General features: G+C 65.6%; 11 protein-coding genes. 6 read left to right on the forward strand and 5 right to left on the reverse strand.

The genetic code is table 11. From position 1 onward, the window contains the following. Positions 1–1,221 carry a bifunctional glutamate N-acetyltransferase/amino-acid acetyltransferase ArgJ gene (gene argJ / locus AC1MLZ_RS01020; protein ID WP_480960040.1) on the reverse strand — a complete coding sequence of 407 codons (1,221 nt, stop codon included), beginning with the start codon at positions 1,219–1,221 and terminating at the stop codon, positions 1–3. Between the two features lie 143 nt (positions 1,222–1,364). Here argJ and AC1MLZ_RS01025 point away from each other — a divergent pair, with 143 nt between their 5' ends. The 4 genes from AC1MLZ_RS01025 to AC1MLZ_RS01040 all read left to right on the forward strand — a co-directional run bounded on the left by AC1MLZ_RS01025 (position 1,365) and on the right by AC1MLZ_RS01040 (position 5,887). Next, positions 1,365–1,616 (forward strand): hypothetical protein, encoded by a 252-nt coding sequence (locus AC1MLZ_RS01025; RefSeq protein WP_480960041.1) that lies wholly within the window; start codon positions 1,365–1,367, stop codon positions 1,614–1,616. 99 nt (positions 1,617–1,715) lie between these two features. Next, positions 1,716–4,454, forward strand: a complete 2,739-nt coding sequence (secA, locus tag AC1MLZ_RS01030) for a preprotein translocase subunit SecA (protein WP_480960042.1) — start codon at positions 1,716–1,718, stop codon at positions 4,452–4,454. A 274-nt stretch (positions 4,455–4,728) separates the two neighbouring features. Beyond that, entirely contained in the window at positions 4,729–5,145 is a 417-nt protein-coding gene (locus tag AC1MLZ_RS01035; protein WP_480960043.1) for a secondary thiamine-phosphate synthase enzyme YjbQ, read from the forward strand. 127 nt (positions 5,146–5,272) lie between these two features. Then, on the forward strand, positions 5,273–5,887 hold the full coding sequence (locus AC1MLZ_RS01040) for a CC0125/CC1285 family lipoprotein (RefSeq protein WP_480961431.1): 615 nt from the start codon (positions 5,273–5,275) through the stop codon (positions 5,885–5,887). 168 nt (positions 5,888–6,055) lie between these two features. Here the strand turns inward: AC1MLZ_RS01040 and mfd are convergent, their stop codons facing one another. Next, the gene (gene mfd, locus AC1MLZ_RS01045; RefSeq protein ID WP_480960044.1) at positions 6,056–9,526 is read right to left on the reverse strand and encodes a transcription-repair coupling factor; all 3,471 of its coding nucleotides are present in this window, start codon (positions 9,524–9,526) and stop codon (positions 6,056–6,058) included. Between the two features lie 118 nt (positions 9,527–9,644). Next, complete coding sequence (locus AC1MLZ_RS01050) at positions 9,645–9,911, reverse strand: FAD assembly factor SdhE (protein ID WP_480960045.1); 267 nt, start codon at positions 9,909–9,911, stop codon at positions 9,645–9,647. 108 nt (positions 9,912–10,019) lie between these two features. Between AC1MLZ_RS01050 and recG the strand changes: the two genes are divergently transcribed. Together recG and AC1MLZ_RS01060 are read left to right on the forward strand one after the other, a co-directional pair. Continuing rightward, entirely contained in the window at positions 10,020–12,071 is a 2,052-nt protein-coding gene (recG, locus tag AC1MLZ_RS01055) for an ATP-dependent DNA helicase RecG (protein ID WP_480960046.1), read from the forward strand. A 31-nt stretch (positions 12,072–12,102) separates the two neighbouring features. Next, on the forward strand, positions 12,103–12,543 hold the full coding sequence (locus AC1MLZ_RS01060) for a DMT family transporter (protein ID WP_480960047.1): 441 nt from the start codon (positions 12,103–12,105) through the stop codon (positions 12,541–12,543). Positions 12,544–12,547: 4 nt separating this feature from the next. On the opposite strand, the gene AC1MLZ_RS01065 is transcribed toward AC1MLZ_RS01060, so the two are convergent. Further along, a complete protein-coding gene (locus AC1MLZ_RS01065) occupies positions 12,548–12,850 on the reverse strand; it encodes a PilZ domain-containing protein (RefSeq protein ID WP_480960048.1) in 303 nt (100 codons plus the stop codon). 122 nt (positions 12,851–12,972) lie between these two features. Further along, complete coding sequence (gene tyrS / locus AC1MLZ_RS01070; protein ID WP_480961432.1) at positions 12,973–14,196, reverse strand: tyrosine--tRNA ligase; 1,224 nt, start codon at positions 14,194–14,196, stop codon at positions 12,973–12,975. Positions 14,197–14,429: the final 233 nt, after the last annotated feature.

Raw genomic sequence — 14,429 nt, forward strand, 5'->3', positions numbered from 1 at the left:
TCAGCTCCGATAGTCGGCGTTGATCGAAATGTAGCCATGCGTCAGATCGCAGGTCCATACGGTGGCGCGGCCTTCGCCTAGCGCCAGGTCTACGCCGATTTCGATTTCCTGGCCTTTCAGATGCGCCGCCACCGGCGCCTCGTCGTAACCGCTCAGCGCCAAGCCGCCCTCGGCAACCTGCGTATTCCCGAACCGGATCGAGAGCGTATCCCGGTCGGCGGGTTCGCCAGCTTTGCCGACCGCCATGACGACCCGCCCCCAATTCGCGTCCTCGCCGGCGATCGCGGTCTTCACCAATGGCGAGTTGGCGATGCTCATCGCAATGCGGTGTGCGCTGCGGTCGCTCTCCGCGCCGGTCACCTGGATCTCGATCAACTTCTGCGCGCCTTCGCCGTCGCGGACTACGAGCATGGCGAGTTGGTGACACAAGTCGGCCAGCGCGGCGCGAAACGCATCCGCGCCCACACTGTCGTCATCGGCCAGCGCCACGTTCCCAGCCTTGCCCGTCGCGAACGCCAGCACCGTGTCGCTGGTCGAGGTATCGCTGTCGACCGTAATGCACGAGAAGCTCGGCGCGTTCGCCTTCGACAGCGCGGCTTGCAGGAATTCCGGCTCGACCGCGGCATCGGTGAAGATGAACCCGAGCATCGTCGCCATGTCCGGCGCGATCATCCCCGAGCCCTTGATGATCCCCACCAGCGTGACCGTGCGATCGCCGATCACTGCCGTCGTAACCGCCCCCTTGGTGAAGGTGTCGGTCGTCATGATCGTCGCGGCCGCATCCTCCCAGCCGCACGGGGCCGCAGCGAACGCAGCATCGAGCCCGGCCTCGGCCTTGTCGATCGGCAACGGCACCCCGATCACGCCGGTCGACGCGACGAACACGTCCGAAGGCTGGCACCCGAGATGCGCCGCGGTCCGCGCCGCGATCGCCTCGACCGCCGCACGCCCGCGCGATCCGGTGAATGCGTTCGAATTACCCGCATTCACCACCAGCGCGCGCGCCTGCCCGAGCGTCAGCGCCGCACGGCACCACTCCACTTCGGGCGACGGACATTTGCTCTGCGTCAGCACCCCCGCGACCACCGTCCCCGGCTCCAGCGTCACGAACGTCAGGTCGCACCGATCCCAGGTCTTGTACGCCGCGCGGGCGACATGCAGCGTGACTCCGTCGATCGAAGGGGCGGCGGGGAAGGGCAAGGCGAGCGGCGAGATCTGCATCCCGCCTTCATAGTCGCTGCCGGGCGGGCGACAAGACGACGTGCGCGAAGATCGCCGGGGCTCCTGCTCCGCCGCGTCCGCAGGGTGCTGGGCTGAGACGAACGGTAGATTTATCGCGCAACCTCGCATACAGCCAACTCCGCATGAACCTGCTGCTTCTCCTCTCCGCCCTCCTGTCCGCGCTGACCGGCGCGGTGCCGGGTGTGCGTGGCCAGTCTGCGCAGGCCGTCGCGCAAGGCAGCGTTTGCTCGCAGTCGGTGGCAGCAACGCCGGCCAAGGTCTTGTTAAGGCCACTATCTGCCGTCACCACCTTGCCTCAGGTCGCGGTCGCCAGCGCGCTGCGCACCATCGCTATCGTCTCGCTGCCGCTATGGGCCGAGCGCCGCCGCGAATAGCGTTTTGGTGTGACCTTATCGTAACCTTTGGATCCGAGTGATCCGCTTCCGCGTGCGCCCACCGCGTGTCGCCGCGCCATAAATTCAGGAAATCTGCCCATGTTCGGTGGCCTCGCCAAATCCTTGTTCGGTTCGTCCAACGACCGTTACGTCAAGTCGCTCAACCCGATCCTCGCCAAGATCGCCTCGTTCGAGCCCGCGCTCCAGGCAATGTCCGACGAGGAACTCTCCGCGCAAACCGTCAAGTTCCGCGCGCGGCTGGCGAACGGCGAGAAGCTCGACGACCTACTCCCCGAAGCGTTCGCGACGGTCCGCGAGGCCGCGCACCGTGTGCTCGGCCAGCGCCATTACGACGTGCAGATGGTCGGCGGCATCGTCCTCCACCGCGGCGAGATCGCCGAGATGCGGACCGGCGAGGGCAAGACGCTCGTCGCCACGCTCGCGACCTATCTCAACGCGCTGCCCGGCGACGGCGTCCACGTCGTCACCGTCAACGACTACCTCGCCGCGCGCGACGCGGAGTGGATGGGGCAGGTCTACACCTTCCTCGGGATGACGATCGGCGTCATCATCCCGAACCTGTCGGACGAGGAACGTCGCGCCGCCTATGCCGCCGACATCACCTACGGCACCAACAACGAGTTCGGCTTTGATTACCTCCGCGACAACATGAAGTACGAGCGCAGCGCGATGACGCAGCGCGCGTTCAACTTCGCGGTGGTCGACGAGGTCGATTCGGTGCTGATCGACGAGGCGCGCACGCCGCTGATCATCTCCGGCCCAACCGACGACAAGTCCGAGCTGTACATGCAGGTCGACGCGGTCGTGAAGCAGCTCGATCCGATCGATTACGACAAGGACGAGAAGCAGAAGACGATCATCCTCACCGAGGACGGCACCGAGAAGGTCGAGCGGATGCTCGAGGCGGCGGGGCTGCTCGAAGGGCAGAACCTGTATGATTTCGAGAACACGCAGGTCGTGCATCACCTCAACCAGGCGCTCCGCGCGATCGTGATGTTCAAGTCGGACATCGACTACATCGTCAAGGACGGCAAGGTCATCATCATCGACGAGTTCACCGGCCGCATGATGGACGGCCGGCGCTGGTCGGATGGCCTGCACCAGGCGGTCGAGGCGAAGGAGGGCGTCCAGATCGAGCCCGAGAACCAGACGATGGCCTCGATCACGTTCCAGAACTATTTCCGCATGTACCCCAAGATCGGCGGCATGACCGGCACCGCGGCGACCGAGGCGGCCGAGTTCTACGACATCTACAAGATCAACGTCGTCAGCATCCCGACGAACGTCGAGGTCAAGCGCGTCGACGAGGAAGACGAGTTCTACAAGGACACCAAGGACAAGTTCGCGGCGATCGCCAAGAAGATCAAGCATCACGCCGACCTCGGCCAGCCTGTGCTGGTCGGTACGGTGTCGATTGAGAAGTCCGAGATGCTGAGCGAGTTCCTGGTTGGCGAGAAGGTCGAGCACAAGGTGCTGAATGCACGCTTCCACGAGATGGAGGCGCACATCGTCGCGCAGGCCGGGCGCAAGTCCGCGGTGACGATCGCGACCAACATGGCGGGCCGCGGCACCGACATCAAACTCGGCGGCAACCTCGAATTCCGCATGCTCGACGAGCATCCCGAACTGGTCGAGGGAACGCCCGAATATGACGAGGCGGCGGCGCGGATCACGATCGAGATCGAGGCGGAGAAGCAGGCGGTGCTCGCCGCGGGCGGTCTGTTCGTGCTCGGCACGGAGCGGCATGAGAGCCGGCGTATCGATAACCAGTTGCGCGGACGTTCGGGTCGTCAGGGCGATCCGGGCCTGTCGCGTTTCTATCTCAGTCTCGACGACGACCTGCTCCGAATCTTCGGGCCGGACACGCTGTTCGCCAAGATGATGCGCAACAATATCGAGGACGGCGAGGCGATCGGCAGCAAGTGGCTTTCGAAGGCGATCGAGACCGCGCAGAAGAAGGTCGAGGCGCGCAACTACGACATCCGCAAGCAGGTCGTCGAATATGATGACGTGATGAACGAGCAGCGCAAGGTCATCTACGAGCAGCGCGCGGACATCATGGATGCCGATACGGTCGGCGACGTGGTGACGGACATGCGCGCGGAGACCGTCAACGTGATCGTCGGCGATGCGTGCCCGCCCAATTCGTATCCCGAGCAGTGGGACGTCGAGGGGATGAAGACGCGGCTTGCCGAGGTGCTGAACCTCGAGCCGCAGATCGATGCGTGGCTGCTGGAGGAGTCGGTCGACCCCGAGGTTCTGGAAGAGCGAATCCGGGCGATGGCGGACGAGGCGATCGCGCAGAAGTCGGCGGATCTTGATACCGAGACGTGGACATCGGTCGAGAAGTCGATCCTGTTGCAGAATCTCGATCATCACTGGAAGGAGCATCTCGCGACGCTCGATGCGCTGCGTCAGGTCGTGCATTTGCGCGCGTACGCGCAGAAGACGCCGATCAACGAGTATAAGCAGGAGGCGTTCTCGCTGTTCCAGCGCATGCTCGAAACGATCCGCGAAGACGTGACCAAGACGATCGCGCACGCCCAGTTCCAGATGCAGGCGCCGGTCGGGCTGCCCGAACTGCCGGACTTTATCACGACGCATTTTGACCCGTTCACGGGGGATGATGACTCGAACGATTTCGATGGCGGCACGCGCGGCCACATCACGTCGCAGATGCCGCCGTTGCAGATCCCACGGCCGCAGGAGGCTGATATCGGCGAGGATCCGGCGAACTGGGAGGGTGTGGTCAGCCGCAACGCGCCGTGCCCTTGCGGGTCGGGACGCAAGTACAAGCAGTGCCACGGCGCTGTTTAAGCTTTAGTACCGGACACACGAACCACCCACCCCGTCACCCCGGACTAGTTCCGGGGTCCACCGTTCCGCACCCTCAACGCTGTCGAGTGCGCGGAACGGTGGATGCCGGAACAAGCCCGGCATGACGGAGTGGGTTTGAACAGCGTATCGCCCCTAGTTCTCCCGCGAAGGCGGGAGCCCAGGCCATTGGCGATGGCATATGAGACTCCTGGACCTCCGCCTGCGCGGGGGAACAGGACTTGGAGCAACCCTCCCAACCGATCGTTAGGACCCCATGCGCCAAGCCACGACAATCCTAACCATCGACACCACCCGCCAGGGCCTGATCGACGTCACCGACCCGATCGTCCGCTGGACCCGTGACCAACACCTCACCGAAGGCCTGCTGACGATCTTCTGCCGCCACACCTCGGCCTCGCTTCTGATCCAGGAAAACGCCGCCCCCGAAGTCCGCACCGACCTCGAAGCCTATTTCGCCCGCATCGCCCCAGAGTCGCGTGAGTACGAACACGACGACGAAGGCCCGGACGACATGCCCGCCCACCTCCGCACTGCGCTGACTCAGGTCCAGCTCTCGATCCCGTTGATCGACGGCCGACTCGCGCTCGGGACTTGGCAGGGCATCTACCTGTTCGAGCATCGCCGCCGCCCGCATCGGCGGACTTTGGCGCTGCACTTGATCGGGGTTTAGACGAATCGTGAAAAATGCGTCAGCGAGGTGGCGCATTGGAGCCAACCCGTTCATCAACCGTTCCACCACTGACGGCTAATAAGAGGCGTTTCGCCGCACTCGCCGCGAACGGAGACATACCATGTTCATGAAACCTGGTCGCAAGGTCGCATTGGCAGCGCTCGCTACGGGCGCTTTGCTGCTGGCTGGTTGTGCGACTGAGACCACTTATCGCCCTGCGACGGGGCAGGGGTTCAACCGCACCGGCTATAGCAGCCGCCAGGTCGAGCCGGGCCGCTTCCTCGTCAGCTTTGCCGGCAACAGCGTCACGTCGCGCGACACCGTCGAGCGTTATCTGTTCTTCCGCGCCGCCGAACTGACGCTGCAGAACGGCTTTGACTATTATCTAATGGCCGACCGCGACACCAACCTCCAGTCGCGTACCTACTCGACGCCGGGCATCGGTGGCGGGTTCGGTTATGGCGGCTTCGGGGGCTATTGGGGTCCATCGTGGCGCTATTACGGCCGCGGCTTCGGCTGGCGTAACTGGAGCCCCGGCTTTGGCGGCGGGTTCGGCGGCTATGGTGGCGGCTTTGGCGGCGGACCATGGGGCAACGACTTCGACGTCCGTACGATCGATCGCTACGAAGCAACGGCCGAAATCGTGATGCGCAAGGGCCCTATCCCGCGCGACAACATCCGGGCGTTCGATGCACGTAAGGTCGTCGACAGCATCGGACCGAGCGTCGTTCTGCCGAAGTAAGCTGCGGCTTTGTCGACGTAAAAAGGCCGGGCTACCCCAAGGTAGTCCGGCCTTTTTGTTGCGCTGCTCCCTCTCCCCTTCGGGGAGAGGGCCGGGGAGAGGGGCTGTTCTAGGCGACGTCCTACTTGGCAGCCCCTCACCCAACCCTCTCCCCAAAGGGGAGAGGGCTTAAGAAGCCGCCTTCGCCAGCCCCTTCGACAACTGCAACGCCCCATGCAGCCGAGCCTTCGGATCGCCCCACGCCCGCTGCAACACCAGCTTGCTGTCCGGCCGCAACCGCGCAACCCCGTTCAGCCGTTCGACATACGCCAGCAGCTTGTCGATATTCGGCGGCTTGTCGCCGTGGAACGACACCAGCACGCCCTTCGGCCCGACATCGATCTTCGACACGCACGCGCGTTTCGCGTTCAGCTTGATCTCGATGACCTTGATTAAATTCTCGGTCGCATCTGGCAGCGGGCCGAAGCGATCGATCATCTCGGCAGCGAACGCCTCGATCTCCTGACCTTCGTCGAGATCGTTGAGGCGACGATACAACCCCATCCGCAGGTCGAGATCGGGCACGTAATCCTCAGGGATGAGAATCGGTGCATCCACGGTGATCTGCGGGCTGAAATCGCGCGGCCGCGACGAGGTCATCCCGCCGGCCTTGGCGTCCATGATCGCCTCCTCCAGCATCGCCTGGTAGAGTTCGAAACCGACTTCCTTGATGTGCCCGGTCTGCTCGTCGCCGAGCATGTTGCCCGCCCCGCGGATGTCCAGATCGTGGCTCGCCAATTGGAACCCGGCGCCGAGCGAATCCAGATCGGACAGCACCTTCAAGCGCTTCTCGGCCGTCACCGTCATCTGCCGCTCGGGCGGCGTCACCAGATACGCGTACGCCCGCGTCTTCGAGCGGCCCACGCGCCCGCGCAACTGGTACAATTGCGCGAGGCCGAAGCGGTCGGCGCGGTGGACGATCATCGTGTTGGCGGACGCGATGTCGATCCCGCTTTCGATGATCGTGGTGGAGACGAGCACCTCGAACTTCTTGTCGTAGAACGCCGACATGCGCTCCTCGACCTGCGTCGGCGACATCTGGCCGTGCGCCACGACGAAGCGGACCTCTGGCACTTCTCGCGTCAGGAAATCCTCGATCTCGGGCAGATCCGCCACGCGGGGCGTCACGACGAAGCTCTGCCCGCCACGGTAATGTTCGCGCAGCAATGCCTCGCGCAGGACGACCGGGTCGAACGGCATGATGTACGTCCGCACCGCGAGGCGATCGACCGGCGGGGTCTGGATCACCGACAACTCGCGGATGCCGGACATCGCCATCTGCAGCGTGCGCGGGATCGGCGTCGCGGTAAGCGTCAGCATGTGGACATCGGCCCGAAGCGCCTTCAGCCGCTCCTTGTGCGTGACGCCGAACCGCTGCTCCTCGTCCACAACCACGAGCCCGAGCCGCTTGAAGTCAATATTCTTCGCCAGCAACGCGTGCGTGCCGATGACGACGTCGATCGTTCCGTTCGCGAGCCCCTCCTTGGTCGCCTTCGCCTCGCTGGCAGTGACGAGCCGCGACAGGCGCCCCATGTTCATCGGGAAGCCTTCGAAGCGGCTCACGAAGTTGTTGTAATGCTGGCGCGCGAGCAGCGTCGTCGGGCAGACGATCGCGACCTGCTTGCCGCCCATCGCCGCGACGAACGCCGCGCGCAATGCAACCTCGGTCTTGCCGAAACCGACGTCGCCGACGACCAGCCGGTCCATCGGCTTGCCTGCGGCGAGATCGCCGAGCACGTCTTCGATCGCGCGGTCCTGGTCCTCGGTTTCCTCATACGGGAAGCGGTCGACGAAGCTCGGATACCCGCTCGCATCGGGTTCGAGCACGTCGCCTGGGTGCAGCGCGCGTTCGGCGGCGGTCGCGATGAGTTCGCCGGCGATCTCGCGAATCCGCTCCTTCATCTTCGACTTGCGACGCTGCCAGCCCTCGCCGCCGAGACGGTCGAGCGTCGCGCCTTCCTCGGACGAGCCGTAGCGCGAGAGGACGTCGATATTCTCGACCGGCACGTACAATTTGTCGCCGCCGGCATAGCTCAGCGCGACGCAATCGTGCGGGCTCTGGCCGACCGGGATCGAGGTCAGGCCCTCGTACCGCCCGATGCCGTGCTCGGTGTGGACGACCAAGTCGCCCGGCGTCAGCGTCGCGAGTTCGGCGAGGAACGCGTCGGCGGATTTCTTGCGCTTCTTGCGGTGGACGAGCCGGTCGCCGAGCATGTCCTGCTCGGTAAGGACTGCGATCCCCGGCGCGGTGAAGCCGTGATCCAGCGGCAAAACGATCAACGCGACGCCGAAGCTGCGCGCGGTATCTGCGATGCCGAGCGCCTCCTGCCAAGTCTCGGCGTGCTTGCCGCCTTTCATCCCGTGGTCGGCGAGCAGGCTACCCAGGCGTTCGCGCGCGCCGATCGAGTAGCTGGCAAGGATCGGTTTCCGCCCCTGCTTGCGCAGTTTCTCGACGTGATCCGCGACCGCTTCGTAGATGTTCGTCTGCGCCGCGCGCTCGGGACCGAAATCACGCGGGCCGTCGACGTCGAAGTCGAGCACGGTGTCGCTCGGCGGTTCGTGGAACGGCGACGTGATATGCGCCGCGAACGCTTCCACTCCGCCGGACCATTCCTGCGCGTCGAGATACAGCGCCTTGGCGGTTAGCGGGCGATAGCTGCCGGGCTGGGCGGCCTCGGCGCGTTTGCGGTTCTCGTAATAGTCGGCGATCGATTCGAGCCGGCTCTCCACCGCCGCGGCGACGCCGTTGTCGCGCACCACGACGTCGTCGGCGCCGAGATGGTCGAACAACGTCGCCATCTTCTCCTCGAACAGCGGCAGCCAATGCTCCATGCCCGCGATCCGCCGGCCCTCGGAGATCGCCTGGTACATCGGATCGCCGGTCGCGGTCGCGCCGAACGCGTCGCGGTAGCGCGTGCGGAAACGCTTGATCGAGTCCTCGTCGAGCAGCGCTTCGGAGGCGGGGAGCAGGACGAAGCCGTCGATCCGGCCTGTGGTACGCTGGTCCGTCGCGTCGAACGTGCGGACGCTTTCGATCTCGTCGCCGAAGAAATCGAGGCGGAGTGCGTGGTCTTCGCCCGACGGATAGAGATCGACGATCCCGCCGCGCACTGCGTATTCGCCCTGGTCGTGGACGGTGTCGGTGCGGACATAGCCGTTCGCCTGGAGCAGCACGGCGAGCTTGTCGCGGCCTATCCGTTCGCCGGGCGCAAGCCGCGCGACGAGCTGGCGGATGCGGAACGGGGTGAGGACGCGCTGCGTCACGGCGTTGGCGGTGGTCAGCAGGAGCTGCGGACCCTTGGGCTTGCCTTGCAGGCGTTGCAGCGCCGCGACACGCTCGGCCATGATGCGCAGCGTGGGCGAGGCGCGGTCGTACGGGAGGCAGTCCCAGGCGGGGAAGCTCAACACCTCCAGATCGGGCGCGAAATATGCGGCGGTCGAGGCGACCGCGCGCATCGCCGCATCGTCCGGCGCGATGAATACCGCCCGCGTCTTCGCAGCGCGCGCGAGGTCTGCGAGCAGCGACGGCTGGAAGCCGGACGGCACGCCCGACAGCGTCAGCGGGCTCGTCGCGGAGAGGATCGTCTTGAGATCTGGCATTGGCTTCCTAAAGCCCTCTCCCCTTTGGGGAGAGGGTTGGGTGAGGGGCTGTTCCGGGCGCTGCGCTGCTTGGCTGCCCCTCACCCCGACCCTCTCCCCGAAGGGGAGAGGGAGGTACTTACTTCACGACCGTCACGTAATTGATGTCGCGCATCGCCTGCATCATCGGGCCGTCCCACTCGGGCGGGCACACGATCGAGCCGATCGCCCAGCCCATGATGTCGACGTCCTGCTCCTCCAGCAGCGCCTCGAACCAGTCGAGCTGCTCGGGCGTCCACGTCCGGCCATAGGTTTCGAAGAAGCCGCCGATCATCATGTCGGCTTCGCGCGTGCCGCGGTGCGAGCTGCGGAAGCCCAGGCGCTTGAGGCGGGTCTCGTGGTCCATTTCGAACTCCAAACACGAACGGCCGGCGCCCGTGGACGGGCAACCGGCAAAACACTTGCAGGGACCCGTAGCAGCGGACGTCGGCTAGGCTATAGAGGCCAGATAGTCATGCGACCCGAAATCCTCAATCCGCTGTTCGCCGAAACCCTCGTCCTGAAGGGGGTGGGGCCTGCGCTCGCCAAGCCGCTCGACCGGCTCGGGCTCGCGCGCGTCGTCGACGTCGCCTTCCATCTGCCGACCGGATACGTCGATCGCCTGCCGCGGACCGAACTGATGTCGAGCGACGCGGGGCGGATCATCACGATCACGCTGACCCCGCGCGACTACAAGATCAGCGCCGGCCGCGGCCCGACGCGCGTGCAGGCGACCGACGAGCACGGCAATTACGTCAGCCTCGTCTTCTTCGGCGGCAGTTCGGGCTGGGCGAAGAAACTGCTCCCGATCGGCGAGGCCAAGCGGATATCCGGCCGGCTAGACGAATACGGCCAGGAATTGCAGATCGTCCATCCCGACATCGTCGAACCCGACGAGGAGTTGCGCGAACGCGAGCCGATCTATCCGTTGTCGGAGGGCCTCACGTCGCGGCGGCTGGCGGCACTGACCACGCAGGCGGTCGCGCGCGCGCCGGACCTGCCCGAGTGGATCGAGCCGGGACTGAAGGCGAAACGCGAATGGCCGGGCTGGCACGAGTCGCTGGAGCGCATCCACGCCGACCCGTCGGATGCGAAGGCGCGCGAGCGGCTGGCCTATGACGAAGTGTTCGCGAACCAACTGGCGATGACGCTGGTCCGCGCCGACACGCGGAAACGACGCGGGCGGGCACTCCACGGCGACGGCCGTCTGCGCAACATGCTGAAGCTCCCGTACACGCTAACCGGCGCGCAATCGCGGACGGTCGGCGAGATCGAGGGCGATCTCGCGCAGACCGCGCCGATGCTGCGGCTGCTGCAAGGCGATGTCGGCTCGGGCAAAACTTTGGTCGCAGCGATGGCGATGCTGATCGCGGTCGAGGCCGGCGCGCAGGCGGCGATGCTAGCGCCGACCGAAATCCTCGCGCGCCAGCATTACGAGACGTTGCGCAAAACGCTCGCCGGCCTGCCGATCGAGGTCGGCGTGCTCACCGGTCGCGACAAGGGCCGCGTGCGCGAGGCGACGCTGATGGCGCTGGCGAGCGGCGAAATAGATATCCTCGTCGGCACGCACGCGATCTTCCAGGACGCGGTCGGCTACAAGGACCTGGGGCTCGTGGTGGTCGACGAGCAGCATCGCTTCGGTGTCGCGCAACGGATGACGCTGCAGGCGAAGGGCGTCGCCCCGCCGCACCTGCTCGCGATGACCGCCACGCCGATCCCGCGCACCCTGACGCTCGCGCAATACGGCGAAATGGACGTCAGCCGCCTCGATGAGATGCCGCCGGGCCGCCAGCCGATCGAGACGCGCGTGATTTCCGAGGACCGGCTGGACGATGTGGTCAACGCGCTCGGCCGGCATCTCGCGGACGGCGGGCAGGCATATTGGGTGTGCCCGCTGGTCGAGGAAAGCGAGAAGAACGACCTCGCCGCCGCGGAGATGCGCGCGGAAACGCTGCGTGCCCGCTTCGGGGACCAGGTTGCGCTGATCCACGGTCGCATGAAACCGGCCGAAAAGGACGCGGTCATGGCCGAGTTCTCCGCCGCGCGCACGTCGGTGCTGGTCGCGACGACGGTGATCGAGGTCGGCGTCGACGTCCCCAACGCAACGCTGATCGTGATCGAGCACGCCGACCGCTTCGGCCTCGCCCAGCTCCATCAGCTCCGCGGGCGGGTAGGGCGCGGTACCGGCCGATCGATCTGCCTGCTGATGCGCGGCTCGTCGCTCAGCGAAACGTCCCGCGCGCGCCTAGCCCTGATGCGCGAGACCAACGACGGCTTCCGCATCGCCGAGGAGGATCTGCGGTTGCGTGGCGCAGGAGAGTTGCTCGGCACGAAACAGTCGGGCGAGATGGCGTTCCGGCTCGCGACTCCTGAGATGATGGCCGACCTTCTACAATGCGCGCACGACGACGCGCGGCTGTTGATCGACCGCGACGGCGGGTTGGAGGGCCCGCGAGGGCAGGCGGCGCGGACCGCCCTCTATCTGTTCGACCGTGACGCCGGTGTGGCGCTGCTCCGCTCGGGTTGACCTTGGCCGGGCGAGCGATCACGGACCCGGCATGGCCACCCTGTTCCCCATTCTCGTCGTGCTGCTCGCGGGTATCGGCCTCGCGATCCAGCCGCCGACCAACGCCGCGTTGGTGAAGGCGTCCGGGTCGCTCTGGCTCGGTTCGCTCGTGTCGTTCGCGGTCGGGACGATCATATTGTTCGGAATATGGGCGGCAACCGACCGGACGATGCCCGTCGCGTTGAAGGGCGCTCCGGGTTGGGCGTGGCTGGGCGGCCTGTACGGCGCGTGCTTCGTCGCGGCGCTCGCCTATGCGACGCCGCGGCTCGGACTGGCGTCCGCGCTGACGATGGCGGTCGCGAGCCAGCTCGTCACGGCGCTGATCCTCGATCGGTTCGGCCTGCTCGGGCTCAGCCAGCAGCCGATCAGCGTCGCGCGATTGGCGGGGGTGGCGCTCGTGATCGGCGGCGTGGTTCTGGTCCGCGCTGGCTGAGCCGTCAGGTGTGGCGGATCATCACCGCGAGCATGCCGTAATATTGGGCGAGCGGGATCGTCCGTTCGAGCTCGCAACCGATCCGACCGCCGAGCGCCCAGCGCACGACGGCATCGACGTCGCCGATGATCGGCAGGGTAATCCGCAGGGGATCGCCCGCCACCGGATTGCCTTCGCAGCGCGCCATCAGCCCGTTCACGGACATGTTGACGAGCACCAGCTTGATGTTGTTCCCTGCTGCGTCGATCGCCCGCGTGCGGTGCATGACTTCGTCGCGGGGAGCGCCGCGCGCGTCGCGAACGGCCATTGCATACCCTGGCATCGATCGTTCCCCCGTTATGAACATATCGTCAACCTATGACGTATCTCGTGAACCTGGTGCGAACGGTCATGCTTAACGCGGCGTTCTTCGAAACGAGAATGCGTCTATTACGAAGGGGTTAGCATCCCGTGGCGCTTTTTGCCGAGACTGAGGCGAACGGCGGAGCCGACTTCGATGATTGCCGCCGGCTCGCGAACCGCCTCGCCATCGACGCGCACCGCGCCCTCGGCGATCTTCCGTCGCGCTTCGCCATTCGAGGCGACAAAGCCCAGGCCCACCAGCGCCTCGACGATCCCGATCGCACCGCGGGAGACGGCGAAGCTCGGCAAGGCGTCGCCGGACGCGCCTTCTTCGAACGTCTTCCGTGCGGTCTCGGCGGCCTGTTCGGCGGCGGCACGGCCGCGGCACATCGCGGTCGCTTCGTTGGCCAGGACGATCTTGGCGGCGTTTATCTCCGCGCCTTCGAGTGCCTCCAGACGCGCGATCTCGTCGAGCGGCAGGTCGGTGAACAGTTTCAGGAAGCGGCCGACGTCGCGGTCGTCAGTGTTGCGCCAGAACTGCCAGTAATCGAAGTGCGGCAACTGGTCCTCGTGCAGCCAGACCGCGCCCGACATCGTCTTGCCCATCTTCCCGCCGTCCGCGGTCGTGATCAGCGGGGTGGTGACGCCGTAGACCTCGGTGGAATCCATGCGGCGCGCGAGTTCGATCCCGTTGACGATGTTGCCCCATTGATCCGATCCGCCCATCTGCAACCGGCACTCGGCGCGACGTGACAGCTCAAGGAAATCGTAGGCCTGCAGGATCATGTAGTTGAATTCGAGGAAGCTCAGCGACTGTTCGCGGTCGAGGCGAAGCTTGACGGAGTCGAACGCGAGCATCCGGTTGACCGAGAAATGCTGGCCGACATCGCGCAGGAACGGGATATATTCGAGCGCGTCGAGCCATTCGGCATTGTCGAGCATTACCGCGTCGGTCGGGCCATCCCCGAACGTGAGGAAGCGTTCGAAGATGCGGCGGATCGAGGCGACGTTGGCCTTGATCCCATCCTCGCCGAGCAGTTTCCGCGCCTCGTCCTTGAAGCTCGGATCGCCGATCTTGCCGGTGCCGCCGCCCATCAGGACGATCGGCTTGTGCCCGGTCTGCTGAAGCCGGCGGAGCAGCATGATCTGGACGAGGCTGCCGACGTGCAGCGACGGCGCGGTCGGATCGAAGCCGATATAGCCGGGCACAACCTGCTTGCCGGCAAGCGCATCGAGTGCGGTCGCGTCGGTCATCTGGTGGACATAGCCGCGCGAGGTCAGCGTGGTGAGCAGGTCGGACTGGTAGGTCATGAACGAGCCACTAGCAGCCAGTATACAGCCCGTCATCCCACCCACCGCAGTCATCACGCCTCTTGGCCGTCATCCCAGCGAAAGCTGGGATCTTTTCGGGGCGAGTGCTGCGGCCCGAACGGGGATATCCCAGCTTTCGCTGGGATGACGGTGCGGAAGGAAGCCCGGTCTACCCAACCGCCGTCATCCCAGCGAACGCTGGGATCTTTGTGGGGTGGGTGCTGCGGCTCGAA

It is taken from the genome of Sphingomonas sp. PEI4 (assembly GCF_056679955.1).